This window comes from Actinomadura formosensis (genome assembly GCF_050948385.1).
In the GTDB taxonomy this organism is placed as follows: domain Bacteria; phylum Actinomycetota; class Actinomycetes; order Streptosporangiales; family Streptosporangiaceae; genus Spirillospora; species Spirillospora formosensis.
The window spans coordinates 3201787-3227948 of the sequence record NZ_CP192011.1 but is presented as its reverse complement, the minus strand read 5'-3'; the positions used below and the strand labels follow the sequence as shown (position 1 = coordinate 3227948).

26 protein-coding genes are annotated in these 26162 nt (G+C 72.8%); 7 read left to right on the top strand and 19 right to left on the bottom strand.

Annotated elements, in window-relative coordinates; translation table 11 throughout:
- Window positions 1–75: 75 nt before the first annotated feature.
- The 10 genes from ACQP1N_RS15285 to pgsA form a co-directional block, all read right to left on the bottom strand.
- Window positions 76–1227 (bottom strand): GNAT family N-acetyltransferase, encoded by a 1152-nt coding sequence (locus tag ACQP1N_RS15285; RefSeq protein ID WP_433232014.1) that lies wholly within the window; start codon window positions 1225–1227, stop codon window positions 76–78.
- An 83-nt stretch (window positions 1228–1310) separates the two neighbouring features.
- Window positions 1311–2066, bottom strand: coding sequence for a YebC/PmpR family DNA-binding transcriptional regulator (locus tag ACQP1N_RS15280; protein ID WP_067793812.1), 756 nt, complete (start codon window positions 2064–2066; stop codon window positions 1311–1313).
- 3 nt (window positions 2067–2069) lie between these two features.
- Window positions 2070–2687 (bottom strand): pyridoxal 5'-phosphate synthase glutaminase subunit PdxT, encoded by a 618-nt coding sequence (gene pdxT / locus ACQP1N_RS15275; protein WP_067793811.1) that lies wholly within the window; start codon window positions 2685–2687, stop codon window positions 2070–2072.
- A 124-nt stretch (window positions 2688–2811) separates the two neighbouring features.
- A complete protein-coding gene (locus ACQP1N_RS15270) occupies window positions 2812–3426 on the bottom strand; it encodes a DUF6928 family protein (protein ID WP_067793810.1) in 615 nt (204 codons plus the stop codon).
- A 163-nt stretch (window positions 3427–3589) separates the two neighbouring features.
- Window positions 3590–4513, bottom strand: a complete 924-nt coding sequence (pdxS, locus tag ACQP1N_RS15265) for a pyridoxal 5'-phosphate synthase lyase subunit PdxS (protein WP_067793809.1) — start codon at window positions 4511–4513, stop codon at window positions 3590–3592.
- A gap of 155 nt (window positions 4514–4668) precedes the next feature.
- Window positions 4669–5703, bottom strand: a complete 1035-nt coding sequence (locus ACQP1N_RS15260) for a DUF3048 domain-containing protein (RefSeq protein WP_067793808.1) — start codon at window positions 5701–5703, stop codon at window positions 4669–4671.
- A gap of 83 nt (window positions 5704–5786) precedes the next feature.
- Window positions 5787–6347, bottom strand: coding sequence for a hypothetical protein (locus ACQP1N_RS15255; protein WP_067793807.1), 561 nt, complete (start codon window positions 6345–6347; stop codon window positions 5787–5789).
- 11 nt (window positions 6348–6358) lie between these two features.
- The gene (locus ACQP1N_RS15250; RefSeq protein WP_067793806.1) at window positions 6359–7516 is read right to left on the bottom strand and encodes a glycosyltransferase family 4 protein; all 1158 of its coding nucleotides are present in this window, start codon (window positions 7514–7516) and stop codon (window positions 6359–6361) included.
- Window positions 7517–7526: 10 nt separating this feature from the next.
- Window positions 7527–8456, bottom strand: coding sequence for a phosphatidylinositol mannoside acyltransferase (locus ACQP1N_RS15245; protein ID WP_084262457.1), 930 nt, complete (start codon window positions 8454–8456; stop codon window positions 7527–7529).
- Window positions 8453–9127 carry a phosphatidylinositol phosphate synthase gene (pgsA, locus tag ACQP1N_RS15240; RefSeq protein ID WP_067793805.1) on the bottom strand — a complete coding sequence of 225 codons (675 nt, stop codon included), beginning with the start codon at window positions 9125–9127 and terminating at the stop codon, window positions 8453–8455. The genes ACQP1N_RS15245 and pgsA overlap by 4 nt, the downstream gene beginning before the upstream one ends.
- A 330-nt stretch (window positions 9128–9457) precedes the next feature.
- Between pgsA and ACQP1N_RS15235 the strand changes: the two genes are divergently transcribed.
- Together ACQP1N_RS15235 and ACQP1N_RS15230 are read left to right on the top strand one after the other, a co-directional pair.
- A complete protein-coding gene (locus tag ACQP1N_RS15235) occupies window positions 9458–11623 on the top strand; it encodes an elongation factor G-like protein EF-G2 (RefSeq protein WP_433232007.1) in 2166 nt (721 codons plus the stop codon).
- Between the two features lie 143 nt (window positions 11624–11766).
- Window positions 11767–12636 carry a polysaccharide deacetylase family protein gene (locus tag ACQP1N_RS15230; protein ID WP_067793803.1) on the top strand — a complete coding sequence of 290 codons (870 nt, stop codon included), beginning with the start codon at window positions 11767–11769 and terminating at the stop codon, window positions 12634–12636.
- Window positions 12637–12645: 9 nt separating this feature from the next.
- On the opposite strand, the gene ACQP1N_RS15225 is transcribed toward ACQP1N_RS15230, so the two are convergent.
- Window positions 12646–13242 carry an HIT family protein gene (locus ACQP1N_RS15225; protein ID WP_067793850.1) on the bottom strand — a complete coding sequence of 199 codons (597 nt, stop codon included), beginning with the start codon at window positions 13240–13242 and terminating at the stop codon, window positions 12646–12648.
- A gap of 192 nt (window positions 13243–13434) precedes the next feature.
- On the opposite strand from ACQP1N_RS15225, the gene ACQP1N_RS15220 reads away from it, so the two are divergent.
- Window positions 13435–13965: an Asp23/Gls24 family envelope stress response protein gene (locus ACQP1N_RS15220; RefSeq protein WP_067793802.1), complete on the top strand. Its 531-nt coding sequence runs from the start codon at window positions 13435–13437 to the stop codon at window positions 13963–13965.
- Here the strand turns inward: ACQP1N_RS15220 and ACQP1N_RS15215 are convergent.
- The 3 genes from ACQP1N_RS15215 to ACQP1N_RS15205 all read right to left on the bottom strand — a co-directional run bounded on the left by ACQP1N_RS15215 (window position 13947) and on the right by ACQP1N_RS15205 (window position 17531).
- Complete coding sequence (locus ACQP1N_RS15215; protein ID WP_433232003.1) at window positions 13947–14543, bottom strand: hypothetical protein; 597 nt, start codon at window positions 14541–14543, stop codon at window positions 13947–13949. The two genes, ACQP1N_RS15220 and ACQP1N_RS15215, sit on opposite strands and share 19 nt — an antisense overlap.
- Window positions 14544–14572: 29 nt before the next feature.
- Window positions 14573–16558 carry a threonine--tRNA ligase gene (gene thrS / locus ACQP1N_RS15210; protein WP_067793800.1) on the bottom strand — a complete coding sequence of 662 codons (1986 nt, stop codon included), beginning with the start codon at window positions 16556–16558 and terminating at the stop codon, window positions 14573–14575.
- A gap of 340 nt (window positions 16559–16898) precedes the next feature.
- On the bottom strand, window positions 16899–17531 hold the full coding sequence (locus tag ACQP1N_RS15205) for a class I SAM-dependent methyltransferase (RefSeq protein WP_067793799.1): 633 nt from the start codon (window positions 17529–17531) through the stop codon (window positions 16899–16901).
- Between the two features lie 160 nt (window positions 17532–17691).
- Between ACQP1N_RS15205 and ACQP1N_RS15200 the strand changes: the two genes are divergently transcribed.
- Window positions 17692–18945, top strand: coding sequence for a sensor histidine kinase (locus ACQP1N_RS15200; protein WP_433232000.1), 1254 nt, complete (start codon window positions 17692–17694; stop codon window positions 18943–18945).
- A 61-nt stretch (window positions 18946–19006) separates the two neighbouring features.
- On the top strand, window positions 19007–19645 hold the full coding sequence (locus ACQP1N_RS15195; RefSeq protein ID WP_067793849.1) for a response regulator transcription factor: 639 nt from the start codon (window positions 19007–19009) through the stop codon (window positions 19643–19645).
- Here the strand turns inward: ACQP1N_RS15195 and ACQP1N_RS15190 are convergent.
- Window positions 19642–20598, bottom strand: coding sequence for a quinone oxidoreductase family protein (locus ACQP1N_RS15190; protein WP_067793797.1), 957 nt, complete (start codon window positions 20596–20598; stop codon window positions 19642–19644). The two genes, ACQP1N_RS15195 and ACQP1N_RS15190, sit on opposite strands and share 4 nt — an antisense overlap.
- A gap of 28 nt (window positions 20599–20626) precedes the next feature.
- Window positions 20627–21373 (bottom strand): SDR family oxidoreductase, encoded by a 747-nt coding sequence (locus ACQP1N_RS15185; protein ID WP_067793796.1) that lies wholly within the window; start codon window positions 21371–21373, stop codon window positions 20627–20629.
- Between the two features lie 46 nt (window positions 21374–21419).
- On the opposite strand from ACQP1N_RS15185, the gene ACQP1N_RS15180 reads away from it, so the two are divergent.
- Together ACQP1N_RS15180 and ACQP1N_RS15175 are read left to right on the top strand one after the other, a co-directional pair.
- Window positions 21420–22682 carry an acyl-CoA dehydrogenase family protein gene (locus ACQP1N_RS15180; RefSeq protein ID WP_067793795.1) on the top strand — a complete coding sequence of 421 codons (1263 nt, stop codon included), beginning with the start codon at window positions 21420–21422 and terminating at the stop codon, window positions 22680–22682.
- Complete coding sequence (locus tag ACQP1N_RS15175; RefSeq protein ID WP_067793794.1) at window positions 22679–23353, top strand: TetR/AcrR family transcriptional regulator; 675 nt, start codon at window positions 22679–22681, stop codon at window positions 23351–23353. The genes ACQP1N_RS15180 and ACQP1N_RS15175 overlap by 4 nt, the downstream gene beginning before the upstream one ends.
- An 89-nt stretch (window positions 23354–23442) precedes the next feature.
- Here the strand turns inward: ACQP1N_RS15175 and ACQP1N_RS15170 are convergent, their stop codons facing one another.
- The 3 genes from ACQP1N_RS15170 to ACQP1N_RS15160 form a co-directional block, all read right to left on the bottom strand.
- Entirely contained in the window at window positions 23443–23646 is a 204-nt protein-coding gene (locus ACQP1N_RS15170; protein WP_067639228.1) for a cold-shock protein, read from the bottom strand.
- A 192-nt stretch (window positions 23647–23838) separates the two neighbouring features.
- Window positions 23839–25110, bottom strand: coding sequence for a kynureninase (gene kynU / locus ACQP1N_RS15165; protein WP_067793793.1), 1272 nt, complete (start codon window positions 25108–25110; stop codon window positions 23839–23841).
- Window positions 25111–25114: 4 nt separating this feature from the next.
- Window positions 25115–26152, bottom strand: a complete 1038-nt coding sequence (locus ACQP1N_RS15160) for an amidohydrolase family protein (RefSeq protein ID WP_067793848.1) — start codon at window positions 26150–26152, stop codon at window positions 25115–25117.
- Window positions 26153–26162: the final 10 nt, after the last annotated feature.

The following is a 26162-nucleotide window of genomic DNA, read 5'->3' as shown; positions in this document are numbered from 1 at the left end:
CGGCCGTCAACGCTACCAATCCGGGGCCGCCGCGTGGAGGGCGCGGCCCCGTGTCTCTGGAAGTAATCGGGGCCTCTAGAAGTAATCCAGCGAAAACGGTGTCGCCGCGAAGGCGGCCGGCAGGGCGCCGGCGTCCCCGCCCTGGAGGAGGCCGGAGCGGCGCAGCGTGGGCACGGGGACGCCCGCGTAGAGGGCGGCCAGGCCGTGCGGCCCGAGGCGGACGGCGTCCGGGGTCCCGGCGGACGGCTCCAGCCGCCCCTCTCCGTTCTCGATCTCCAGCCGCCAGTGGCCCGAGTTCGAGGGACGCTGCGGATCGTCGATCGTCAGCGCCACCCCGGCGGACACGCCCTCGGGGTAGCCGCGCGCCGCGATCGCCGCGGGCGCGTCCACCACCCGCAGCATCCACTGGCGCCGCTCGACATTCTCGTGTTCGCGCTCGCGGAGCATCCACAGCACCGGGTCCATGGGCGACACGCACGCCCGGACGGTCTCGGCGACCGAGGACCCGGACCCGACGATGGCCCACAGCGCCCTCAGCGTGGCCTCCGAGGACGCGACGAGCCGGGTGACCTCCAGGGCGTTGTTGCCGTCCGCCCACCGGTAGGAGAGGAATCCGTCCTCCGCCAGGTGAACGTAGTAGTCGCGGTCGGCGAGGACCGCGCGCCACCTCGGCTCCGTCCAGCCGACCGGCCCGCAGTCGAGGCCGGAGGCGTGCGCGCGGCCGATGACGGCGGCGACCTCGGCGGCGTCCTGCGGCCCGGCCCTGCGGACGGGGACCCGCTCGGCCGCGACGGTGCGCAGCGCCTCGGCGGAGATCTCGACGTGGTGCTGTGCGCCCGCGTGCTCCCAGCCGAGCGAACGGTAGAGCCGCGTCGTGGCGGGATAGAGCATGGCGAGCGGGTGCCCGAACGCGGCGCACCGCTCCAGCAGGTCGGTCATCAGCCGGCGGCCGAGCCCCCGGCCGCGCTCCTCCGGCGCGACCGTGATCGCGCTGACGCCCGCGAGGGACACGGCCCGCCCGTGCCACCACTGCGTCATCTCGTGCAGCGCCCCCGTGGCGACGATCTCCCCGTCCTCGAATCCGGCGAACTGCCGCCCGGCGTCGAACGACGACCCGGCGATCTGGATGCGCCGCCGCCACTGCTCGTCCGGCAGCGGGCCGAACGCACGGCTCCGGATGTCGCGGACGGTGTCGGCCTCTTCGGGTGCCAGCGCGCGGATCTCCATGGTCAGGACCGTATTCCATGCCGGTGACACGAACACCGCCGCGCCCCGGAGGGACACGGCGGTGACAACGCGACGGCGGCGGCTCAGGCGTCGATGGCGGCCATGACCTCGTCAGGCACATCGAAGTTCGCGTAGACCTCCTGGACGTCGTCGGAGTCCTCCAGGGCGTCCAGGAGGCGGAAGACCTTTTTGGCGTTCTCCTCGTCCAGGGGGACGGTGACGCTCGGCAGGAACTTGCTCTCGGCCGACTCGTAGTCGATTCCGGCGTCCACCAGGGCGGTGCGGACCGCGACCAGGTCGCCGGCCTCGCTGACGACCTCGAAGTTGTCGCCGTCGAGGTCGTTGACCTCCTCGGCGCCGGCGTCCAGGACGGCCATCATCAGGTCGTCCTCGCTGGTGCCCGCCTTGGGGACGATCACGACGCCCTTGCGGTTGAACATGTAGGAGACCGAGCCCGGGTCGGCGAGAGAGCCGCCGTTGCGGGTGAGGGCGACACGGACCTCCGAGGCGGCCCGGTTGCGGTTGTCGGTGAGGCACTCGATGAGGACGGCGACACCACCGGGGGCGTAGCCCTCGTAGGTGATGGTCTGCCAGTCGGCGCCCCCGGCCTCCTCACCGGCGCCGCGCTTGCGGGCGCGCTCGATGTTGTCGTTGGGGACGGAGTTCTTCTTCGCCTTGTAGATGGCGTCGTAGAGGGTGGGGTTGGCTTCGGGGTCGCCGCCGCCGGTGCGGGCCGCCACCTCGATGTTCTTGATCAGCTTCGCGAAGAGCTTGCCCCGCTTGGCGTCGAGGGCCGCCTTCTTGTGCTTGGTCGTCGCCCACTTGGAATGGCCGGACATCTGTCACTCCTCCTCTGTCGTCCGGCGCACCAGATCGGCGAAGTAGTGGTGCACGCGGAAATCGCCTGTCAACTCCGGATGGAACGAGGTCGCCATGAGACGTCCCTGACGAACGGCGACGATCCTACCGGCGTTCGGGCCGCTCTCGGCGCGCCCGAGGATCTCGACGGCGTCGCCGACGGACTCCACCCAGGGGGCGCGGATGAAAACGGCGTGATACGGGGTGTCGCCCATATCGGTCAGCGAGATCGCGGCCTCGAAGGAGTCGACCTGCCGGCCGAACGCGTTGCGCCGCACGGTCATGTCGATCCCGCCGACGGTCTCCTGGCCCGCGACGCCGCCCCGGATCCGGTCCGCCAGCATGATCATGCCCGCGCAGGAGCCGTAGGCGGGCAGGCCGGCCTCGATCCGCTTGCGCAGCGGATCGAGAAGCTCGAAGGAGCGCGCCAGCCGCCACATCGTGGTGGACTCCCCGCCGGGCAGGACGAGCCCGTCGACGCGTTCCAGCTCGTCGGGACGGCGCACGGCCAGGGTGCGCGCGCCCGCGGCCTCCAAGGCGCGGACGTGCTCACGCACGTCGCCCTGCAGAGCAAGGACACCGATCGTCGGCACAGTGGTCACGTGGGAACCTTCCAGGGATGCGCCTTCCGGGGATCCGGGGAGCCGTCTCCACCCTAGACGGTCCTTACAACGCCGCACGACGTGGCCGACCTTCCCGGGCCGCCCCGTGCCGTCCCCGGGCGGGTCAGGCGTGTTTGAAGCGGCGGAGGGGAAGCTCCAGCGGCAGGAAGCCGTCCTCGCCGCGGTCGGCGATACCGCGGCCGAACATGTGCGCCTCGGCGAGCGCGAGCCCGAACTCCTCCGGGTCGAACGGCAGCGGGACGTCCGGCGCGCCCGCGTCGATGGCGCGCCAGAACGGCCGCTCGGCGGGCAGCCGCTCGCCCTGGTCGACGACGACGCCGTCCTCGGCCGTGACGAACACGTCGCGGAGCAGCCTGCCCGACTCGTACCAGCGGAACCAGCAGCCGCGGATCACGGTGTGCAGGACGAGCACGCCGCAGTGCGAGTCCGGCAGCGCGGCCGCGGCGGTGTCGGCGATCCGGCGCGCGTCGTCGTCCAGGCAGAACAGCCGCCGGTCGCACAGCAGCAGCGCCCGCTCGAACGCCCCGACGAACAACTCGTCCTCGTACGGCCAGAGCGCGAAGTCCAGGACCGTGTCCCCGGTCTCGGTCAGGGTGTCGGCGGGGTAGAGGCCGCGCGCGATCGCCGCGGCGGCGTCCGGATCGGGCACCAGGCCCGGCCGGAACACCTCGGTGGGTTCACCCGCGCTCGCGCACGCCAGCGCGACCGACCAAGCCATGCTCTCCCCTCCCGCGGCCGGGCACAGCCCAAGGGGACCGCCCACGGGTATCGCCTCATTCTGGGGGGATGCCCCCAGCCCCTCGGGAACCGCCTTGTTCACCGGCCGCGCCGCCAGGTTAACCCTGCCAGGGCGCCATGTGGAGCCCGGGGCCCGGATCGGCTCACCAGCCGCGGCCCGCGAACTTCTGGTCCTCGCCGAGGGAGGCGGCGTTGATGCCGACCATGGCCTCGCCGAGCCCGCGGGACACCTTGGCGATCACGTCGGGGTCGTCGTGGAAGGTGGTGGCCTTCACGATGGCCTCGGCGCGCTGGGCCGGGTTGCCGGACTTGAAGATGCCGGAGCCGACGAAGACGCCCTCGGCGCCGAGCTGCATCATCATGGCGGCGTCGGCGGGGGTGGCGATGCCGCCGGCGGTGAACAGCACGACGGGCAGCCTGCCGGCCTGCGCGACCTCCTTGACCAGCTCGTAGGGGGCCTGCAGGTCCTTGGCCGCGACGTACAGCTCGTCCTCGGGCAGCGACTGGAGCCGGCGGATCTCCTGCCGGATCTTGCGCATGTGGGTGGTGGCGTTGGACACGTCCCCGGTGCCGGCCTCGCCCTTGGAGCGGATCATCGCCGCGCCCTCGGTGATGCGGCGCAGCGCCTCGCCGAGGCTGGTGGCGCCGCACACGAACGGGACGGTGAACGCCCACTTGTCGATGTGGTTCTCGTAGTCGGCCGGGGTGAGCACCTCGGACTCGTCGATGTAGTCGACGCCGAGGGCCTGCAGCACCTGCGCCTCGACGAAGTGGCCGATGCGGGCCTTGGCCATGACCGGGATGGAGACCGCGTTGATGATCCCGTCGATCATGTCGGGGTCGCTCATCCGGGAGATGCCGCCCTCGACGCGGATGTCGGCGGGCACCCGCTCCAGTGCCATGACGGCGACCGCGCCCGCGTCTTCGGCGATCTTCGCCTGCTCGGGCGTGACGACGTCCATGATCACGCCGCCCTTGAGCATCTCCGCCATGCCGCGCTTGACACGGGCGGTCCCGGTCTCCGGCGCAGGGTTGTCGGTGGCGGGAGTGGAAGTGGACACGGGCATTCCTCACGTGGACGGACGACAGAGTCGTTTCCATGATATTGCCTGTTCGGGCGCCCTCTGGACCCGGCAGAGTGTCAACGCGCGGCCTCCGCCGCTTACGGAGTGACCGCCGGTCCGCCGAAGTGGCCGCCTGCGGCTCGTCCGGCACGCGCCGCTCAGGGCGTGTAGGGCTTGCCGTCGTTGACGAGCAGGACCCAGACCTGCCCCGGCGCGAAGGTCATCGGCTTGCCGTCGGCGGTGGTGAAGGCGGTCCCCTTGTCCTCGGACGGCCGCGACCACCTGGCCTTGTAGGACTTCCCGTCGCGCAGGACGAGCGCCCGCCCGGTTCCGGTGGTGTGGATCAGCGGCGTGTAACTGCCGAGGAAGTCGTGGAACTTCGAGCGGGTGGTCTTGGCGTACTGGACGACGACCGTCCGCCCGCCGAGCCGCCCGCCCTCGGCGGCGAGGTCGGGACGCCCGCCCCAGCTGGCGAGCCACCGCTTCTCCTTCGCCGACCAGGTGAAGCCCATGGTCGCGGCCGGCCATCGGGCGGTGAAGGACCTGGTGGGCGTGCCGCCGTCCGGGGCGTCCCCGAAGCGGAAGCCGATGTCGCGCGGCTTCGCGGCCTTCGGCGCCCGCTTGAGCAGGTTCTTCGGGTCGGCGTACAGGTTGTAGGGAATGTGCCTGGCGCCGGACCTGACGTAGGCACCGCCCGCGTTCTCCTGGGAGATGTCGTACAGCGGCGCCTTGCGGATGTACTTCTTCATCTTGCTCTGGACGCCGGAGAACGCGAAGGCGGGGCGGCCGAACTGCGGCAGGATGTGCAGGTCGGAGATGCGGGCGCTGCGGACCGGCCCGACCCGCTTCGGCAGCCGGGACGAGTAGATCGCCATCAGCCGGGTCTCGCCGCCCTCGACCTGCTCGACATAGACGATGTCGGCGGACTTCACCCCGCTCTGCGGCAGCGCCGGCCGGGTGTTCTCGATCTTGACCGCGAGGACGGGATTGTCCAGCCCCTTCGTCCCGCCGTTGAACGGGTGCGTCGCCGGCCCGGGGGTCTCACTGGGCTGCGGCGTCCCCGTGCCGCTCGGCGGCGGCGCGCTCTTCGCGCCGGAGTCCGAGCAGGCGGGCAGGACGGCGGACCCGACGACGAGGACGCCGAGCCACGCGGCCGCCCGGCCCCGGACGGTGGTGTCCCATGCGGACCGCACGATGTACCTCCCTTGGACGGTCTGCCAGAGGGTAGCGAACGTGATCGGACGTGCCCGCCGGTCCGGCGATACAGAGCCGCGTCCTAAATGTGATCAATCTCGCGGCGGGCGGGCGGGTCGTCGTCGATCTCGAAGAAGTCCGGCAGCGGGGCGCGCCCGGCGAGCGGCAGGACACGGATGAGCAGCTTGCGGCGCGCGATCCGGGCCTGGGAGACGGCGTCGTTGTAGAAGCGGCGGGCGTAGGCGACCTTCGCGGCGGCGGAGGCCATCTCGTCCAGCACCTCGGAGCCGTCGCCCGCGCCCTTGGCGGCGAGGGTGCCGACGAACCCGGGCTGGTCGACGACGGCGCGCAGCGCCCGGGACAGGTCGCTCTCGGCGAACTCGCGGCGCTCGGCGTCGGCGGTGCGCGCCTCGTGCGCGGCGGTCGCCAGCACCAGGCTGGCCGCCGGGTCCAGCAGCCGGGACGCGGCCAGCTCCAGCGCGGCGGCGGCCCGCCGGACGAGCGCGGCGTCCAGCGCCGCGCGGGCCGTCTCGACGCGGACGTGCAGCCGGTCCAGCCGGGTCGCGCGCCACGACACGTACACGCCGATCAGGAAGACGACGGCGATCCAGAACAGGACGTCGATGATCCAGTCGTAGGACATCCGGTGCGCTCCTAGACCCCGGCGCCGGACTCGACGACGCCGGCGCCGCCGCCCGTGACGGTCTCGTAGACCCGCAGCACGTCGCGGGCCACCGACGCCCAGTCGTAGGCGCGGACCGCGGCGCGGGCCTCCACCGACAGCTGCTTGCGCCGCGCCGGGTCGTCCAGCAGTTCGCCGGCCGCCCTCGCGAGCGCCTCATGGTCGCCGGTGGGGAACAGCGCCCCGGCCCGACCGCCGAACAGGACCCGGTCGAACGCCTCGATGTCGCTGGCCAGAATGGGGGCGCCCGCCGACATCGCCTCGGCGAGAACGATGCCGAAGCTCTCGCCGCCGAGGTTGGGCGCGACGAACACGTCCACCGAGTGGTAGGCGCGGATCTTGTCCTCCTCGCTGACCAGGCCGAGGACGACGACGCGGTCGCGCAGCTCCGGCGGGACCCGGGCGAGTACGTCGTCGGCGTCGCCGGGCCCGGCGATCAGCAGCCGCAGCGCGGGCCGGCCGCGGCCGAGGATCTCGAACGCGCGCAGCAGCACCTGCAGGCCCTTGCGGGGCTCGTCCATCCGGCCGAGGAAGCCGAGCGTTCCCCCGTCGCCGCACGCCGACTCGCCGCGCCCGCGCCAGCCGGGCAGCGGCTCGGCCATCGCGTACCGCTCGGTCGCGACGCCGTTGGGGATCAGCACGGCATCGCCGCCGAGGTGCTCGACGAGCGTGGTGCGGGCGGCCTCCGACACCGCGATCCGGCCGGTGATCTTCTCCAGCGCGCTCTGCAGGATCGGCGCGGTCACCGACAGCGCCCGCGACTTCTCATAGGACGCGTGGAAGGTGCCGACGATGGGCCCGTCCGCCGCCCAGCACGCGAGCAGGCCGAGCGAGGGCGCGGCGGGCTCGTGGACGTGCAGGACGTCGAACCCGCCCTCGCGGATCCAGCGGCGCACCCGCCCGGCCGACAGGAACCCGAACGCCAGCCGGGCCACCGAGCCGTTGTAGGGGACGGGGACGGCGCGGCCGGCCGACACCACGTAGGGCGGCAGCTCGGCGTCGTCGTCCGCGGGGGTGATCACCGATACGTCGTGGCCGAGCCCGATCAGCGCCTCGGCGAGGTCGCCGATGTGCTGCTGGACGCCCCCTGGGACGTTCCAGGTGTACGGGCAGACGATTCCTATCCGCATCGGCCGGCTCTCATTCCCGGCCGCCGGCCAGGTCGTCCACCCAGACCTTCTGCAGCATGTGCCAGTCCTCCGGGTGCGCGGCGATGCCCGCCTCGAAGACGCGCGCGAGCTCCTGGGTCATGGCCTGGATCTTCTCCTGTCTGCCGCCCTCGTCCGGGACCGGGATCTCCTCGTGGACGCGCGCCGCCCAGTATTCCCCCTCGTACCAGAGTGTCACGGGAATGAGGGCGGCGCCGGTCTGGATCGCGAGCGCGGCGGACACCGCGGGCATCCGGGCGGTGGAACCGAAGAACTCGACGTCGATGCCGTTCTCGGTCAGGTCGCGGTCGACGACCAGGCACACCGGCCGTCCCGCGCGGAGCCGCTGGGCCAGCCGCCCGTACGCGGCGGCGCCGCGGTGCGGGAGGACCTCCATGCCGAGGCTCTCGCGGAACTCGACGAACCGGTCGAACAGCGACTCGGGCTTGAGCCGCTCGGCGACGGTGGTGAACGGGTAGCCGCAGTGCACGAGCCATGCGCCGGCGTGCTCATAGTTGCCCATGTGCGGCAGCGCGAGGATGACGCCGCGCCCGGAGTCGAGGTTGGTGAAGATCTTCTTCTCGCCGGTGATCCGCATCCGGCCGAGGATCCGCGCCCGGTCGTACTCGGGCAGCCGGAACACCTCCAGCCAGTAGCGCAGGTAGGAGCGCAGCACCTTCTTGCTGAGGATGCGGACCTCGTCGTCGACCGCGTCCTTGCCGAGGACGCGGCACAGGTTCTTCTCCAGCTGCCGCACACCGGGGCCGTGCTGGTGCCAGGTGCGGTCGGCGAGCGCGGCGAAGACCAGCCGCGCCATGCTCTCCGGCATCTTGCGGACGACCGTCCAGCCCAGGGCGTAGACGGCGCCGGTCACCTCATCGCGGAGGGACGCGCCGTCGTCTCCGCGGCGCGGCGTGGTCACGATCGCGGCTCCGGTGTCCTCTGGGCCCCGTTCCCGGCGTTGCTCCGCGTTCCGTGCCCGGTCGCGGGGTCCGCGCCGTCCTTGGCCTGGACGTAGACCGCGGCGAACCGCTGCCCGACGGTGACCGTGCTGAGCGCGGCGAGCGCCCACAGGGCGACGGTCAGGATGTAGGGGACGCCGAGGCCGTCGAGCCCGGCGGCGACCAGGGCGACGATGAGGCGCTCCGCGCGCTCGGCGATGCCCACGTTGCAGGTATAGCCGAGCCCTTCGGCGCGGGCCTTGGCGTAGGACACCACGACGCCGGAGACGAGGCAGTACAGCGCGACCGCGGCGAGCGGCTCCTGCCCGTCCCGGTAAAGACCGATCATCAGCCCGGCGAAGATCGCGGCGTCGGCGACCCGGTCCATGGTGGAGTCCAGGAACGCGCCGAACTTGGAGATCTTCCCGGTGACCCGGGCGACCGCGCCGTCCAGCATGTCGAACAGCACGAACGCGGTGATGACCACCGTCCCCCAGAAGAACTCCCCGCGCGGGAACAGGGCGAGCGCGCCCGCGGCGACGCCCACCGTGCCGATGACGGTGATGGCGTTGGGCGAGATCCCGGTCCGCGCGACCGCCTGTCCGACGGGGGTGAGGACGCGCCCCAGCGCGGGCCTGATTCTGTTGAGCATCGCCGTCCGTTCTCGTGGTCTACGGGTGCGGGGCCCCTTTCGCCGGTGACCGGGCGGGCCGCCGCGGCGCGCCCATCGTAGTGCGGACCCGGCGGAGACGTGCCCCGGGCGGGGTTTGGGAGTCCCACGGCCCGGACAGACCACGGTTGATTGCCGTTCACCCCTTGTGATCCCGGCCATCACGGGAAAGGGTGGTGATACGGGTGTGACGTCGGTCACGCACGCATGGACGAGGTCGGACGCCGCACTCGGACGTCAGGGCCGGGCCCGCCGGGCCGGGCCTCAGCCGCACGCGGGCCTCCGCGCGGAGACCCGTCCGAGGAGGTAGGCATGGCGGACAAGGGAGGCCACCCGGGAGGCCCCGGCAGGGCACCGGAGGCCGGCGGGTGCGACAAGGTGCGCAATGTCGCGCTGGTCGGCCATTCGGGCGCCGGCAAGACCACGCTCGTCGAGGCGCTGCTCACCGCGACCGGCACGCTGCAGCGGCCGGGCAGGGTCGAGGACGGCACCACGGTCAGCGACTTCGACGAGGTCGAGGTGCGCCAGCAGCGCTCGGTGAACCTCGCGCTCGCACCGTTCACGCACGGGGACGTCAAGGTCAATCTCATCGACACTCCCGGCTACGCCGACTTCGTCGGCGACCTGCGGGCCGGGCTCCGCGCCGCCGACGCGGCGCTGTTCGTGATCTCGGCGGTGGACGGCATCGACGGCCTCACCCGCATGCTGTGGGAGGAGTGCGCGGCGGTGCGGATGCCCCGCGCGGTCGTCATCACCAAGATCGACCAGCAGCGCGGCGACTACGACGACGTGGTCATGGCCTGCCAGGAGGTCTTCGGCGAGGGCGTCGCCCCGCTGTACTTCCCGGCCGCCGGCGAGGACGGGCTGAAGGGCCTGATCGGGCTGCTGTCGCAGCGCTGCATCGACTACTCCTCCGGCCGGCGCGCCGAATGCGACCCCGACCCCCGGTACCTGGAGCAGATCGCCGAGCAGCGCGCGTCGCTGATCGAGGGGATCATCCAGGAGAGCGAGGACGAGACCCTCATGGACAGGTACCTGTCCGGTGAGGACATCGACGTCAAGGCGCTCATCGAGGACCTGGAGACCGCGGTCGCGCGCGGCAGCTTCCACCCTGTCCTCGCGACATCGGTACCGCACGGCGACCACCCCGGCCCGGTCATCGGCATGCCGGAGCTGCTGGAGGTCATCACCCAGGCGTTCCCGTCCCCCCTCGAACACGGCATTCCCCCGGTCACGCCGGTGAAGGGCGGTCCCCCGAAGGAGCTGACCTGCGACCCCGAGGGCCCGCTGGTGGCCGAGGTCGTCAAGACCACGTCCGACCCCTATGTCGGGCGGATCTCGCTGGTCCGGGTGTTCTCCGGGACGCTGCGCCCGGACACCACGGTGCACGTGTCCGGGCACGGCATGGCCGAGCGCGGGCACGAGGACCACGACGTCGACGAGCGGGTCGGCGCGCTCACCTCCCCCCTGGGCAAGACGCAGCGGGTCGTGTCGTCCTGCATGGCGGGCGACATCTGCGCGGTGGCGAGGCTCAGCCGCGCCGAGACGGGCGACACGCTGTCCGACCCCGGCTCGCCGATGGTGATGGCGCCCTGGTCGATGCCGGACCCGCTGCTGCCGGTGGCGATCCGGGCGAGGTCCAAGGCCGACGAGGACAAGCTCAGCCAGTCGCTGGCCCGGCTCGTCGCCGAGGACCCGACGCTGCGGCTGGAGAACAACGCCGAGACGCGCCAGCTGGTGCTGTGGTGCATGGGCGAGGCCCACGCCGACGTGCTGATCGACCGGCTGAAGACCCGCTACGGCGTCGAGGTCGAACGGGTCGACCTGCGCGTCCCGCTGCGCGAGACGTTCGGCGGGAAGGCCGGCGGCCTCGGCCGGCACGTCAAGCAGAGCGGCGGGCACGGCCAGTACGGCATCTGCCACATCGAGGTGGAGCCGCTCCCCTCGGGTGAGGGCTTCGAGTTCGTGGACAAGATCGTCGGCGGGGTGGTGCCACGGCAGTTCATCCCGTCGGTCGAGAAGGGCGTCCGGCAGCAGATGGCGCGCGGAGTGTCCGCCGGATATCCGCTGGTCGACATCAAGGTCACCCTGTACGACGGCAAGGCGCACTCGGTCGACTCGTCCGACATGGCGTTCCAGGCCGCCGGCGCGCTCGCGCTGAAGGACGCGGCGGGCCAGGTGCCGGTCCTGCTGCTGGAACCGGTCGACGAGGTGGCCGTGCTGATCGCCGACGAGTACGTGGGGCCGATCATGTCCGACCTCACCTCGCGGCGCGGCCGGGTGCTCGGCTCCCAGGCGGTGCCCGGCGGCCGTACCATGATCAAGGCGGAGGTGCCGCAGTTGGAGATCGTCCGGTACGCGACGGATCTGCGGTCGATGTCGCAGGGCACCGGCACGTTCAGCCGCACGTTCCTGCGCTACGAGCCGCTGCCGGCGCACCTGGCCGACAAGGTCGCCGCCGAGTCCAGGGATGCCTGACCGCACCGGAGGGCGGGCGGTGCCGGCGCCGGGCCCGCCCGCCCTCGCCCTCCGGGATCCCCGGCTCATCCCACAGGGTGATCTGTGATTCGGCCGCGCGGCCGATGATCACACGGCGGCGCAGGTGACATCGTGGTCCCATAATGAACAACGCGGAGGACCACGAGAACCCGGCGCACCCCGGCCGCCGAGCCTTCCTGAAGGGGTTCGGCGCCGCGGGCGCCGGAGCGGTGGCACTGGTGGCCGGGGCCGAGGCGGTCGACGGCCTCCTCGGGCCGGAGGGCACGCCTGCGTCGCCATCGGCGATGGCGGTGCCCGTCGCGGGCCCGTGGCGGCCCGGCAACGGTCACGTGGACGTGCTCTGGGGCGTCGACACCGCCCAGAAGCTCGTCGCCCTCACCTTCGACGACGGGCCGATGCCCAACTGGACGCCGATGGTGCACGACGTCCTGGACGCCGAACGGGTCAAGGCCACGTTCTTCCTCGTCGGCGAGCGGCTCGCCGAGCACGCCCGCCTCGTCCACGGGCGGATGGACCGGCACGAGGCCGGCAACCACACCTGGCAGCACCGGGACCTCTCCCGCCTCTCCCACGACAAGGCCGTCGAGCAACTGCGGCGGGCGCACGCCGCCATCGACCGGATCGTCGGCAAGGAACCCCGCTACCTGCGTCCCCCGTTCGGCCACCTGGGCGGGACCACGCTGAGCGCCGCGGGCGCGTTCGGGTACGACATCGCGCTCTGGTCGATCAAGATGCTGGAGAAGACCTACGAGGACGACCCGCCACGGCTGGTCGACTACATCGTCGGCAACACCGGCCCCGGCGCGATCGTCCTCGCCCACGACACCGGCAACCGCGACCGGCTGGTCGCGCTCCGCAACTTAGTCCCGATGATCCGCGGCCTGCGCGCCAAGGGCTTCGAGTTCGTCACGCTGTCGGAGCTGATGAACGCCTCGCAGGCGCCGCCCAGGCCGCCCGGAGCCCGCGCCCGCCCCGCCCTGCGCCGCGGGTAGCCGGCCGGGTCAGCCGGCGTGCGGCCAGGCGTCGGCGAGCAGCCGGCGGGTGTCGCGCAGCAGCTGCGGCAGCACCCGGGTGCGCCCGACGACCGGCATGAAGTTGGTGTCGCCGCCCCAGCGCGGGACGACGTGCTGGTGCAGATGCGCCGCGATGCCCGCCCCGGCGACGAGGCCGAGGTTCATCCCGACGTTGAAGCCCTGCGCGCCGCTGGCCTTGCGCAGCGCGGTGAGGGACCGCTGGGTGAAGGTGGCCAGCTCCACGTACTCCGGCTCCTCCAGGTCGGTGTAGTCGGCGACGTGCCGGTACGGGACGACCATCAGGTGCCCGGAGTTGTACGGGTAGAGGTTCAGCACCGTGAACACCGACTCACCGCGGGCCACCACGAGGCCCTCCTCGTCGGTCATCTTCGGTATCTCGCAGAACGGGCAGCCGTCGCCGGCGCCGCCGCCCGTCGGCTTGTTCTCCCCCTTGATGTAGGCCATCCGGTGCGGGGTCCAGAGCCGCTGGAAGTTGTCGGGCGCGCCCGCGCCGCCTCTTTCCTCCTCGAAGCGGGGCGTGTGCGCGTCCCCCGCCCCGGGCGCGTCCTCGCGCCCCTGCTGCATCACGGACTCCTCCGGTTCTGCGGTCAAGGCGGCGGTCTCCTTTGTTCACGGCCTGACCAGCAGCATAGAGAGACGCGCGGCCGGGGCCGTAGCCGGGCTGCCCCCCCGGACGCGCCCGCGGGCCGTTCTTGCGTGACGTGCGCGGGGTCGCTCCGCCACCATGGTCATCCAACCGAACCGTGGGGAGCGATCATGACCGGGCTCGACAGGCGGCAGACCGGAGGCGGCGAGCCGGGGCCGGAGGCCAGATCCATGCCGTTCTTCCCGGGGGCGGTCCCCCAACCGGGAACGCCGCTTCCCGCGCCGCCCGCGCCGGGCCCGGACGTGCAGTCGCCGGGGGCGAACGCGGTCCCGATGACGCTGCACGGCTCGCCCGGCGACGTCACCGTGGTGGTGGAGGGCCGCGTCACGATCGAGGACGCGGTGATCGAGAAGATCGCCGCGCTGGCCGCGCAGGAGGTGACCGGGGTCGCCGCCCTGGCCCCGGCGGGCGCGCGCGTCGTCGTGGGCGAGGACGAGGTCACGGTCGACGTCGCCATCGCGGTCGAGTACGGCAGCGTCATCAGGGACGTCGCCCAGGTGGTGAAGGGGAACGTCGCGCGGGTCGCGGGACTGATGCTGGGGATGCGGGTCGCTGCGGTCAACGTGTCCGTCGAGGACGTCCGCATGGCCGCCGCGCCGCCCCGGCCACGCGGCGGGGCGGATCAGACGGCGCGCGCATAGCAGCTCTGCATGCCGCCGCCGACGGACACCGTGGTGACCTTGACGCGTTCGACCAGGTTCGGCGCGATGCCGGTGAAGTGGAAGGTGTGCGGCCTGCCCGCCTTCGCGGACGCCTGCTGCGAGCGCGGGGCCCGCGCCTGCAGGACGAGTTCCGCCCGGATCAGGCCGCTGCCGGAGACGGTGACGAGGACGTCCACGCCGGTGGCCGTGGCGCGGTAGAGCGCCGAGCCGTCCGGGCACCGGCCGAGGGACCCGCCGCCGTTCTGCTGCGGGATGTCGGGCCCGCCGCCCTGCCCGCCGGACCCGCCGCCGTCCTGCCCGCCCGGATACGGCCGGCCGCTCTCGTTCTGCCGCGGCACCGGGTTGGTCGACGTCGCCGGCGGGCCGGCCCCTTCCCGCCCGGGCGACGGCGCGGCCGGGTCAGCCGACCCGGCCGCGCCGTCCTTGCCGTCGTCCATCAGCGGCATCAGGAGCACGATCACGGCGGCCGTCACGAGCAGCAGGGTGCCGCCGTAGCCGGCGATCCGGCCCCAGAGCCCGGCGCGCCGGGTCCGCCGCGCCGGCCTCCTGGACTTCATCCCGCTGGCTCCCCGTCGTGGCCCCACCGTCAGATCTGGATGCGCGCCTCGATCGCCTTGACGATCTCGTCGACCGCCTCGGCGATCGGGACCGCGTTCTTCTGCTCACCGCTGCGGTACCGGAACGACACGGCGTCCTTGGCCACGTCGTCGTCGCCCGCCAGCAGCATGTAGGGGATCTTCTGCTTCTGCGCGTTGCGGATCTTCTTCTGCATCCGGTCGGAGGAGGTGTCGACCTCGACGCGGACACCGCGTTCGCGCAGCCGCGCCGCGACCTTCTCCAGGTGCGGGACGTGGGCGTCGCCGATCGGGATGCCGACCGCCTGCACCGGCGACAGCCACGGCGGCATGGCGCCCGCGTAGTGCTCGACCAGCACGCCGAGGAACCGCTCGACCGACCCGAACAGCGCGCGGTGGATCATCGCGGGGGTCTGCCGGGTGCCGTCGGCGGCCTGGTACTCCAGGCCGAACCGCTTGGGCTGGTTGAAGTCGAGCTGGATGGTGGACAGCTGCCAGGTGCGGCCGATCGCGTCCCGGGCCTGGACGGAGATCTTCGGGCCGTAGAACGCGGCGCCGCCCGGGTCGTCCACGAGCTCCAGCCCGGACTCCTGCGCCGCCTGGCGCAGCGCCTCGGTCGCCTCCGCCCAGTCGGCCGGGTCGCCGATGAACTTGCCGGAGTCGTCGCGGGTGGACAGCTCCAGGTAGAACTCCGAGAGCCCGAAGTCGCGCAGCACGCTGAGCACGAAGTTCAGCAGCGACTTGATCTCCTCGCCCATCTGCTCCTTGGTGGTGTAGATGTGCGAGTCGTCCTGGGTCATGCCGCGCACGCGGGTGAGCCCGTGCACCACGCCCGACTTCTCGTACCGGTAGACCGAGCCGAACTCGCAGAGCCGCAGCGGCAGCTCGCGGTAGGACCGGCCGCGCGCCCGGAAGATCAGGTTGTGCATCGGGCAGTTCATCGGCTTGACCCGGTACTCGACGTCGTCCACCTCGAACGCCGGGAACATGTCGTCGCCGTAGTAGGGCAGGTGACCGGAGGTCTCGAACAGCGACGACTTGGTGATGTGCGGGGTGTTGACGAACTCGTAGCCCGCCTCCTGCTGGCGGCGGCGCATGTAGTCCTCCATCTCCTTGCGGATGATTCCGCCCTTGGGATGGAAGATCGGCAGGCCGGAGCCCAGTTCCGGCGGGAAGGAGAACAGGTCGAGTTCGGCGCCGAGCTTGCGGTGGTCGCGCTTCTCGGCCTCCTCCAGGAACTTCAGGTACTCGTCCTGCTTGTCGCGGGACTCCCACGCGGTGCCGTAGATCCGCTGGAGCTGCGGGTTCTTCTCGCTGCCGCGCCAGTAGGCGCCGCCGGAGCGCATCAGCTTGAACGCGGGGATGACGCGGGTGGACGGCAGGTGCGGGCCGCGGCACAGGTCCTTCCAGCGCAGCTCGCCGGACTTGGCGTCGAGGTTGTCGTAGATGGTCAGCTCGCCGCCGCCCACCTCGACGTTCGCGCCGTCGGCGGCGTCCTCGACCGGGCCGGAGCCCTTCAGGCCGATCAGCTCCAGCTTGTACGGCTCGGCGGCCAGCTCGGTGCGCGCGCCGTCGTCGGACACCGGACGCCGGGAGAACCGCTGGCCCTGCTTGACGATCTCGCGCATCCGCTTCTCGATGCGCTTGAGGTCGTCGGGGGTGAACGGCTCGGCGACGTCGAAGTCATAGTAGAAGCCGTTCTCGACCGGCGGCCCGATGCCGAGCTTGGCCTCGGGGAACAGTTCCTGGACGGCCTGCGCCATGACGTGCGCGGCGGAGTGCCGCATGATCGCCCGGCCGTCGTCGGAGCCGATCTCGACCGGCTCGACGGCGTCGCCGTCGCCCAGCTCGGCGGCGAGGTCGCGCAGCTCGCCGTTGACGCGGGCGGCGATGACGGTGCGGCCGTCGGCGCCCAGCGCCTCGCCCGCGGTGGTGCCCGCCGGCAGCGCCCGCTCGCCGCCGTCGAGGGTGATGCGCAGTTCGGGCACGGTGGACACGGGTACTCCTCGCGATGGTGGACTGGGATCAGTGGGTTCCGATGCTATCGAGTCGGGGTGGCCCCCGGAGGCTGCCGGCGCCATGGGCGCTCCTCTCGTCCTGGAGGCCCCAGGGCGATCCCCGGAAAAGCGGAAGGGCCCCGGGGATCGCTCCCGGGGCCCTTCCGCGTACATGTCAGGGCATGCCGCCGCCGCGCCGGGAGTGTCCCGGCGTCGTCGTCTCGACGAAAACGTACGGCATGACACCACTGTAACCGACGGCCGCGGCGCGGGGCACGCTCATACGCGGCGGGGCACGGTCATGCGCGAGACGGACCTTTATGCGGGATCTTGCCGTTGCTCAGTCGCGGATGGCGATTCCGAGGACGTGCGGTGAGGCGGGATTGCCCGGGCCGGAGTCCGGGAAGTCGAAGCGCCGCTCGTCCCGGACGGTGAAGCCCGAGCCGGCGATCAGCTCGCTCGTCGGACGGGACACGTGGCAGCCGGCGGCGAAGTACGGCCACAGCACGTCGGCGTACCGCTGCAGCCGCCGCTTCCCCGGTGTCGTCCCCCTGACGTGCTCGTAGTAGCGCAGCTCGCCGCCCGGTTTGAGGACGCGCCTCAGCTCGGCCAGGGCCCGCGCGGGGTCGCGCACCGAGCACAGCACGAGCGAGGCCACCGCCACGTCGAACGAGGCGTCGTCCGCATCGAGGTCCTCGGCGACGCCGGGACGCACGGTGACCGGGACGGGCGCGCGGCCGGCGGCGTGCCCGGCCTTCGCGCGCAGCCGCGGCTCGGGTTCGAGCGCGACGACCTCGGTGACTTCGGCCGGGTAGTGCGGGAAGTTGGCCCCGTATCCGGCTCCCACCTCCAGCACCCGGCCGGACGCCCCGGCGAGCAGCTCGGCGCGGTGCGCGTCCCCGCCCGCCCTGGCGCAGGCCGCGTCCAGCCGCGGATAGAGCCGGGCGAAGATCGGATGGCTGAAATCGGTCATTCTTGCAGTCTCCGCCGCAACCCCGGCCGCACGCAAGATCGTCCGCACGTCGGCCGGCCGGCGGGAACGCGCTGCTCAGCGGGTGATACCCGAGAGGCGGGTCGGATCTCCCTCCGCGGGGTCAGGCCACCGGGGGCCGCGGGTTCTAGGCTCCGAGTCAATGAACGAACCAGACCCCTCCGCGTCCGCGGGCCGCGCCCGGCTGCTCGCCGGCGTCCGCTCCGCGCTCCTGTCCGGCCGGGACGGCCCGGCCGTCACGCTGCTCCCCCGGCGCCTGGCGCTGCGGCTGCCGCTCCTGCTGCTGCTCGCCGGGATGACGATCGGCTTCACCGGGGGGTCGATCGCGATCGCGATCGAGGTGTACCACGTCAAGCCGGGGCTGGCCGCGCCGCTCGGCGTGCTGCAGGCGGCACCGCTGATCTTCGCGGTCCGGTGGCCGCTCGCCGCCTGGCGGTTCGCGACGGCCGGCCTGCTGCTGACGGTCTTCGTCCGGCACGGCGCGGGCTTCATGCCGTGGCCGGTCACCGCGATCCTGGCCCTGGTCGTGATCCTGTTCTTCACCGGGGTCGGCGCGGACCGGCAGACCACCGTCGGGGTGGGCGCGGTCACGGTCGCCGGGGTGCTGGCGCCCGCGGTGCTGTTCGGCATGCCCAGCTGGTTCGCGATGATCCTCACGGGGATCGCCGGGGTCGCGCTGACGTTCGGCGACGCGGTGGGCGGGCGGCACTCGGCGGTGGAGGAGCTGCGCCGGCGCGAGGAGCAGCACCGGCGGGACCTGGCCCGGCAGGCGGTGCTGGAGGAGCGGGCCCGCATCGCCCGCGAGCTGCACGACGTGGTCGCGCACCACATGTCGGTGATCGCGATGCAGGCGGAGGCCGCCCCCTACAAGATCCCCGACCTGCCGGACGCCGCGAAGCAGACGTTCGGGGTGGTGCGGGACGCGGCGCGCGAGGCGCTCACCGAGACGCGCCGCGTCGTGGGGCTGCTGCGGTCCGACGACGAGGGCGCCGAGCGGGCCCCGCAGCCCGGCCTGGACCGGCTGGACGACCTGGTCGCCGCGGCCCGCCGTGCCGGGCTGTCGGTCGCGGCCGCCGTGGTCGGCATGCCGCGTCCGCTGAACGCCGGGGTGGACCTGTCGGCCTACCGGATCGTGCAGGAGTCGCTGAGCAACGCGGCCCGGTACGCGCCGGGCTCGCAGGTGCACGTCGAGGTGAAGTACGGTGCCGACGCCCTCGCCGTGTCGGTCACCGACGACGGCGCCCGCGGCGCGCCGCAGGAGTCGCGGGGCGGCGGGCACGGCCTGGTCGGGATGCGCGAGCGGGTCACGATGCTGGGCGGGCGCCTGGACGCCGGCCCGCGGGACGGCGCCGGCTGGTCGGTGGCGGCCGAGCTGCCCTACGGGGACCCGGACTGATCTTCGGGCCCGTAGGGTTGGCGTCGTGACGATTCGGGTGCTGATCGCCGACGACCAGGTGATGATCCGCGACGGGCTCGCGGCGCTGCTGTCCTCCGATCCGGACATCGAGGTCATCGGGCAGGCGGGCAACGGCCGCGAGGCGGTGGAGATGGCCCGCCGGCTCGACCCCGACGTGATCGTGATGGACATCCGGATGCCGGAGATGGACGGGCTCGCCGCCACCGCCGAGCTGGCCGGCGAGCCCGATCCGGACGCCGACCCGGCCGGGGCGCGGCCGAAGGTGCTCATGCTCACCACGTTCGACCTGGACGAGTACGTCTACGAGGCGCTCGGCGCGGGCGCCAGCGGGTTCCTGCTGAAGGACGCCTCGGCGGCGGACCTGGTGACCGGCGTCCGGGTGGTGGCGGCGGGCGACGCGCTGCTCGCCCCGTCCATCACCCGCCGGCTGATCGGCGACTTCGCGCGGCGGCGCCGGCACCAGCGGCCGAGCCCGAAGGCGACCGCCGGGCTGACGCCGCGCGAGCTGGACGTGCTGCGGCTCATCGCGCGCGGCCTGTCCAACGCCGAGATCGCCGCCGAGCTGGTCCTGGCCGAGCAGACGATCAAGACGCATGTCGGGCACGTGCTGACCAAGCTGGCGCTTCGTGACCGCACGCAGGCCGTCGTCTACGCCTACGAGAACGGGCTCGTGGGTTAGCGGGACGGGTCGAGGACGAGCTTGCCCGCCGTCCGGCGGGCCCGCAGGTCCTCATGGGCGCGCCTGACTTCGGTGAGGCCGTACTCGCCGCCGGCGACGACGCGGAGCCGCCCGTCCGCGGCGAGGCCGAACAGCTCGTCCAGCGCCGTGCGCATCACGTCGCCGGGAAGCTGGAAGACGTGCGCCAGCCACATGCCCGCGATCGTGGTGGAGTGCGCCATCAGCGTGGCGGGCCGGATGGGCGACGGCTCCTTGCGCGACGCCATCCCATAGAAGGCGAGCCGCCCGAACGGGGCGAGGGCGCGCAGGCTCTGGTCGGTGACCGTCCCGCCGGTCATCTCCAGCACGACGTCGACGCGCTTGCCGCCGTTGGCCTCGATCAGCGCGCCGGTGAGGTCGGGCTCGTTCGCGTCGATCGCGACGTCGGCGCCGAGTTCGAGGGCGAGGGCGCGCTTGCCCGCCGACGAGGCGGTGGCGATGACCCGCCCGGCGCCCCACGCCTTGGCGAGCTGGACGGCGAGCGTCCCGACCCCGCCCGCGGCGGCGTGCACGACGACGGACTCGCCCGGCTCCAGGTGGACGCTGCGGCGCAGCAGCACCCACGCGGACGCGCCCTGGACGATCATGCCGAGCGCGGTGACGTCGTCGATGGCGTCCGGGACGTCCCAGGCCAGCGCCTCGGGCGCGACGGCCTTCTCGGCGTAGCCGCCGGTGCCGACGAGCGCGACGACGCGGCGGCCGTCCGCGGTGGTGCCGACGACCTCGCCGCCCGGCACCATCGGCAGCGTGGACGCCGCCAGGTAGCTGTTCTCGGCCTGGTGGGTGTCGGCGTAGTTGATCCCGGCCCGCGAGACGTCGATGAGCAGGTGCCCCGGCCCCGCGGACGGCTCGGGCAGCTCGGTGACGTTCAGGACCTCGGGCCCGCCGAATTCGGTGATCTGGATCGCGCGCATGTTTCTCCTGTCGGTCTCGGGCGGACGTTCAGCGGGGCCCTGGGACGCCACGGAACGTGAACGGCTCGGCGGGGCGGCCCGGCACCACGTACCACGCCTCGCCCACGCCGTCGGCGCCCAGAATCCGCATGAACGCCTCGACGACGTCGTCCAGGTTCAGGATCGGGAAGCCGGTCTCCTGAAGATGCCCCTTCAACGGGATGAGGATGTCGGTGTCGGCGAATGAGGGGCACAGGGCGTTCACCCGGATGCCCTCCCCCGCGAAGGCGGGGCCGAGGGCGCGGACGAGTGCGACGACGGCCGCCTTGTTGGCGCCGTAGATGGGGTCGAACGGCGTGGCGGTGAGCCCCGCCATGCTGGCGGTGGCGATGATGTCGCCGCCGCCGCGGGCGCGCAGCGCGGGCAGCGCGGCGTGTGCGCCGAACACGACGCCGTCGAAGTTGATGCCCATGGCACGCCGGTATGCGGCGAGGTCGAAGTCGTCCCCCACTCCCCCGCCGCCGGCGACGCCGGCGTTGAGGAACACGACGTCCAGGCCGCCGAAGTGCTCGACGGCGGCGGCGACGGCGGCCTCGCTGTCGGCGGGCTCGCGGACGTCGCAGCGGACGAACACCCCGTCCAGCCGCTTCGCGAGTTCGGTGCCGGCGTCCACGTCGACGTCGGCGAGGACGACCCGGGTGCCCGCGCGGGCCAGCCGGCGCGCCACCGCGGCCCCGATGCCGTTGGATCCGCCCGTGATCAGCGCGACCTTGCCGGTGCCGTCGAAGGCCGTCATGGGGGCTCCCTCCCGAAGTAACTGACTCGTCAGTTACTCTAGCGGAATGGACTTCGGTTTGAGCGAGCGGGCCCGGGAGTACCTCGGCCGCCTCCAGGAATTCATGGACACCCACGTCTACCCCGCCGAGCCGGTCTACGCGGCCCAGCGGGCGGAGCTGCGCGCGGCGGGCCGCGAGCACCACGTCCCCCAGGTCGTCGAGGACCTCAAGGTGGAGGCGCGCAAGCGCGGCCTCTGGAACCTGTTCCTCCCCGACGCCGAGGACCCGGCGCACGGCCTCACCGTCACCGACTACGCGTCCCTCGCCGAGCTGACGGGACGCTCCCCCCACCTGGCGCCCGAGGCCACCAACTGCGCGGCGCCCGACACCGGCAACATGGAGGTGCTGCACCTGTTCGGCACGCCCGAGCAGAAGGAGCGGTGGCTCAAGCCGCTGCTGAACGGCGAGATGCGCAGCGGGTTCGCGATGACGGAGCCGGCCGTCGCCAGCTCGGACGCCACCAACATCTCCACCCGCATCGAGCGGGACGGCGACCACTACGTCATCAACGGCCGCAAGTGGTGGACGAGCGGCGCGGCCGACCCCCGCTGCAAGATCATGATCGTGATGGGGAGGCTGGGGGCGGGCCCCCGTCAGGGGGTCGGAGAAAACACGACCGACCCGGACGGGCACCCGTACCGGCAGCAGTCGATGGTGCTGGTGCCGATCGACACGCCCGGCGTGGAGGTCCTCCGGTCGCTGCCCGTGTTCGGCTACCAGGACCAGCACGGCCACTGCGAGATCACGTTCACCGACGTCCGCGTCCCGGTGGAGAACCTCATCGGCGAGGAGGGCGGCGGCTTCGCGATCGCTCAGGCCCGGCTCGGGCCCGGCCGCATCCACCACTGCATGCGCGCGCTCGGGATGGCGGAGCGGGCGCTGGAGCTGATGTGCGAGCGCGCGGTGTCCCGGGTGGCGTTCGGCGGGCCGCTGGCCAAGCAGGGCGTCGTCCGGCAGCAGATCGCCGAGTCGCGGATGGCGATCGAGCAGGCCCGGCTGCTCACCCTCAAGGCGGCCTGGATGATCGACGAGCACGGCGTGCGGGCGGCCAGGACCGAGGTCGCGGCGATCAAGGTGATCGCGCCGCGCGTCGCGCTGGAGGTCGTGGACCGCGCGATCCAGGTGCACGGCGGCGCCGGGGTCAGCGACGACACCCCGCTGGCCGAGATGTGGGCGGGCCTGCGCACGCTGCGCCTCGCGGACGGCCCGGACGAGGTGCACGTGCGCTCCGTCGCCCGCGCCGAGCTGGGCCGGTACCTCGGCAAATGACCGGCGGCACGGGGGAGGCCGCGCCGGGCGCGCGGCGGCGGATGCCCCACGCCCGGCGCCGCGAGCAGTTGCTCCAGGTGGCGCTGGAGGAGTTCGGCCGGCGCGGCTACCACCTGACGCAGATGGAGCATGTGGCGGCGGCGGCGCGGGTGTCCAAGGCGCTGCTGTACCAGCACTTCGCGTCCAAGGAGGAGCTGTTCGCCGAGATCACCGAGACGATCGTCGGCGAGCTCACGGCCCGGCTGAACACGGCGGTGCTCGCCGCGCACGGCTCGGCGGACGGCATCCGGGCGATGATCCGGGTGCTGTTCGACTACGCCACCGAGGAGCCGGACGCGTGGGCGCTGGTCGTCCGGCATCTCGACAAGCCGGAGGTCGGGTTGGAACTGCGGGAGCTGCGCGACCGGCTCGGCACCGCGTTCGCCGACCTGCTGCTGCACCGCCGCCGGGCCGACCCGGCGCTGTCGGCCGCCGCGCTGGAGGTCAACGAGCGGCGCGCGCGGCTGCTCGTCCCGCTGATGTACGGGTCGATGCTGTCGATGGTGTCGTGGTGGCTGGAGCATCCCGACACGCCGCGCGAGCGCGCCGAGCAGATGGCCGTGGAGTTCATCTGGCTCGGCCTGGACCGGCTCCGCTCGGGCGAACGCCTGCCGAAGGCCCCGGCCGGGTGAACTGCGGGGACGCGTAAGGCCGGGGACGACGGGCGTCCCCGGCCTTCGCTGCGCTTCAGGTGAGACCTAGAGCGGGCTTCAGGTGAGACCTAGAGCGGGTAGACGCCCTCGGCCTGCGGGCCCTTCTGGCCCTGCGTGATCTCGAAGCCGACGCGCTGGTTCTCGTCCAGGCTGCGGTACCCGTTGGTGGTGATCGCCGAGTAGTGGACGAACACGTCGGGGCCACCACCGTCGGGCGCGATGAACCCGAAGCCCTTTTCGGCGTTGAACCACTTCACGGTGCCTTCGGCCATGATGTTCCCCTTTCGGGTGGACGTCACCGGCCGCCGGGCGGCGGACCGGGCTGCAAGCGGACTCATCTCACGCCCGCCGGTCACCCGGGGAAAACGCTTCGAGACTGCCTGGCGACCGGCCGGCCGGGCCGACGCCATCGTGCAACATGTCCGAACCTACCCGATGCGGGCCCGGCTCGCCCACCGACACACCTAAACAAGATCGGCGAGAGCCTCGGCGGCGCGGTGGCAGTCGTGGAACGTGCAGTACAGCGGGGCGGGCGCGAGCCGCACAATGTCGGGTTCACGGGCGTCGGCGATCACTCCGCGCGTGTCGGCGAGCCGGCGGACGAGCCCGCCCGCGTCCGCGACCCGCAGCGACAGCTGGGTGCCGCGCGCCGCCGGATCGGCCGGGGTGATGATCTCCAGCCGGGCGCGGGGGGCGAGCCGGGACGCCAGGTAGCCGGTGAGGCGCAGGCTCTTGGCGCGCAGCGCGTCCATCCCGACCCGGTCGAAGATCTCCAGGGACGCCAGGACGGGCGCCAGCGCGAGGATCGGCGGGTTGGACAGCTGCCAGGCGTCGGCGGACGCGGGCGGCGCGATGTCGGGGTCCATCCGGAACCGGACCGACGGCTCGGTCCCCCACCAGCCCGACAGCCTCGGCACGGAGGCGTCCCGGACGTGCCGCTCGTGCACGAAGCAGCCGGCGACCGCGCCCGGCCCGGAGTTCAGGTACTTGTAGGTGCACCAGGCGGCGAAGTCCACGTCCCAGTCGTGCAGGCGGAGCGGGACGTTCCCGGCGGCGTGCGCGAGGTCCCAGCCGACGACGGCCCCGGCGGCGCGGCCCGCCTTGGTGATCGCGGGCATGTCCATGAGCTGCCCGGTCAGGTAGTTGACGCCGCCCAGCATGACGAGCGCGACCGTGTCGCCCTCGCGTTCGAGGTGGCCGAGGACGTCCTCGGTGCGCAGGATGTTCTCGCCGGGGCGGGGCTTCAGCCGCACGACCGTCGCGGCGGGGTCGAGCCCGTGGTGGACGGCCTGGCTCGCGACCGCGTACGCGTCGGACGGGAACGCCGTGTCCTCGATGAGGATGCGGGTGCGCGTCCCGGCGGGCCGGTAGAAGCTCGCCATCATCAGGTGCAGGTCGACCGTGAGCGAGTTCATGGCGACGACCTCGTGCGGGCGCGCGCCGACGAGCCGCGCCGCGGGCTCGCGGAGCAGCTCGTGGTAGCCGAACCACGGGCGGCGGCCCCGCGTGTGCGCCTCGACGGCGAGCCGCGCCCAGTCGTCCAGTTCCTCGCGGAGCCGTCCGGCGACGCTCCGCGGCTGGAGCCCGAGGGAGTTGCCGGCGAAGTACGCCGCCTCCGGGTGGGCTCCGCCGGGCGCGGGCGGGATGAGGAACTCGCCGCGCAGGGTGGGCAGCGGGTCGGTCTCATCGAGCCGCCGCGCCTCCTCTTCCAGGCCCGCCGGGTCTTTCACGTTCACTGAGTCATCCTTCGGTGGTCACCAGATCGTGCACGGGCGCGGGTTCCCGGGCGGGCGCGAAGAACGCCTCCGCGTTGCCGCCGAGCAGCCGGGCGCGGTCGGCGTCGTCCAGCCCGGGGCACGCCCGGATCGTCGCGCCCGGCTCCTTCTCACCGAGCGGGAACGGGTAGTCGGTGCCGAGCATGACGCGTCCGGAACCCATCACGTCTACGAGCAGCCGGAGCGCGCGCGGGTCGAACACGGCGGAGTCGACGTGGAACCGGTCGAGGTACTCCGAGGGCGGGCGCGGCGAGTCGGCGCGGACGATGTCGCGGCGGTGCCAGGCGTTGTCGGCCCGTCCGAGCAGGAACGCGAAGCTGCCGCCGCCGTGGCAGAAGCACAGCCGCAGCGACTCGGGGATGCGTTCGAACGCGCCGGACAGCATCAGCCCGAGGATGCTCAGCTGGGTCTCGGCGGGCATCCCGGCCAGCCACGGCAGCATGTGGCCGCGCATCCGGTCGGCGCCGAGCATGTCCCACGGGTGCACCAGGACCGGCAGGCCGATCGTGGCGCAGTGCGCGAGGAACGCGGTGATCCCCTCGTCGTCGAGGTTGCGGTCGCCGACGTGGTTGCCGATGTGGACACCGCGGTGCCCGGCCGCAGCCGCCCGCGTCGCGACCTCGCGGGCGAGCGCCGGGTCCTGCAGCGGGACCTGGCAGAGCGGCAGCAGCCGGCCGGGGGCGGCGGCGCAGAAGGCGAGGATGCGCTCGTTCACCAGTTCGCACCAGTCGGCGGCGCGGGACGGCTCGGCGGCGTACCCGAACATCAGCGGGGTGGAGGAGACGGCCTGGACGTCCACGCCCGCGGCGTCCATGTCGGCGAGCCGGCGCGCCGGGTCCCACAATGCCTCGCCGACCGGCCGGTACTCCTCGTCCCCGCGCATCATCATGCCGGTGCCGCCGCCGTCGACGCGCAGCCACGGCTGCCCCCCGCCGGCGAGCACGCGGGCCTCCGCGCGGGTGAGCCGCGGGAAGACGTGGGCGTGGACGTCGATGACGGTCACGGCGCCCCCG

What these genes read in the sequence shown, in the direction of transcription:
- ACQP1N_RS15285 (WP_433232014.1), bottom strand. Translation starts at nt 1,227, where the DNA reads ATGGAGATCCGCGCGCTGGCACCCGAAGAGGCCGACACCGTCCGCGAC.
- ACQP1N_RS15280 (WP_067793812.1), bottom strand. Translation starts at nt 2,066, where the DNA reads ATGTCCGGCCATTCCAAGTGGGCGACGACCAAGCACAAGAAGGCGGCC.
- ACQP1N_RS15270 (WP_067793810.1), bottom strand. Translation starts at nt 3,426, where the DNA reads ATGGCTTGGTCGGTCGCGCTGGCGTGCGCGAGCGCGGGTGAACCCACC.
- pdxS (WP_067793809.1), bottom strand. Translation starts at nt 4,513, where the DNA reads ATGCCCGTGTCCACTTCCACTCCCGCCACCGACAACCCTGCGCCGGAG.
- ACQP1N_RS15255 (WP_067793807.1), bottom strand. Translation starts at nt 6,347, where the DNA reads ATGTCCTACGACTGGATCATCGACGTCCTGTTCTGGATCGCCGTCGTC.
- ACQP1N_RS15250 (WP_067793806.1), bottom strand. Translation starts at nt 7,516, where the DNA reads ATGCGGATAGGAATCGTCTGCCCGTACACCTGGAACGTCCCAGGGGGC.
- pgsA (WP_067793805.1), bottom strand. Translation starts at nt 9,127, where the DNA reads ATGCTCAACAGAATCAGGCCCGCGCTGGGGCGCGTCCTCACCCCCGTC.
- ACQP1N_RS15235 (WP_433232007.1), top strand. Translation starts at nt 9,458, where the DNA reads ATGGCGGACAAGGGAGGCCACCCGGGAGGCCCCGGCAGGGCACCGGAG.
- ACQP1N_RS15230 (WP_067793803.1), top strand. Translation starts at nt 11,767, where the DNA reads ATGAACAACGCGGAGGACCACGAGAACCCGGCGCACCCCGGCCGCCGA.
- ACQP1N_RS15225 (WP_067793850.1), bottom strand. Translation starts at nt 13,242, where the DNA reads ATGCAGCAGGGGCGCGAGGACGCGCCCGGGGCGGGGGACGCGCACACG.
- ACQP1N_RS15220 (WP_067793802.1), top strand. Translation starts at nt 13,435, where the DNA reads ATGACCGGGCTCGACAGGCGGCAGACCGGAGGCGGCGAGCCGGGGCCG.
- ACQP1N_RS15215 (WP_433232003.1), bottom strand. Translation starts at nt 14,543, where the DNA reads ATGAAGTCCAGGAGGCCGGCGCGGCGGACCCGGCGCGCCGGGCTCTGG.
- ACQP1N_RS15205 (WP_067793799.1), bottom strand. Translation starts at nt 17,531, where the DNA reads ATGACCGATTTCAGCCATCCGATCTTCGCCCGGCTCTATCCGCGGCTG.
- ACQP1N_RS15200 (WP_433232000.1), top strand. Translation starts at nt 17,692, where the DNA reads ATGAACGAACCAGACCCCTCCGCGTCCGCGGGCCGCGCCCGGCTGCTC.
- ACQP1N_RS15195 (WP_067793849.1), top strand. Translation starts at nt 19,007, where the DNA reads ATGATCCGCGACGGGCTCGCGGCGCTGCTGTCCTCCGATCCGGACATC.
- ACQP1N_RS15190 (WP_067793797.1), bottom strand. Translation starts at nt 20,598, where the DNA reads ATGCGCGCGATCCAGATCACCGAATTCGGCGGGCCCGAGGTCCTGAAC.
- ACQP1N_RS15185 (WP_067793796.1), bottom strand. Translation starts at nt 21,373, where the DNA reads ATGACGGCCTTCGACGGCACCGGCAAGGTCGCGCTGATCACGGGCGGA.
- ACQP1N_RS15180 (WP_067793795.1), top strand. Translation starts at nt 21,420, where the DNA reads ATGGACTTCGGTTTGAGCGAGCGGGCCCGGGAGTACCTCGGCCGCCTC.
- ACQP1N_RS15175 (WP_067793794.1), top strand. Translation starts at nt 22,679, where the DNA reads ATGACCGGCGGCACGGGGGAGGCCGCGCCGGGCGCGCGGCGGCGGATG.
- ACQP1N_RS15170 (WP_067639228.1), bottom strand. Translation starts at nt 23,646, where the DNA reads ATGGCCGAAGGCACCGTGAAGTGGTTCAACGCCGAAAAGGGCTTCGGG.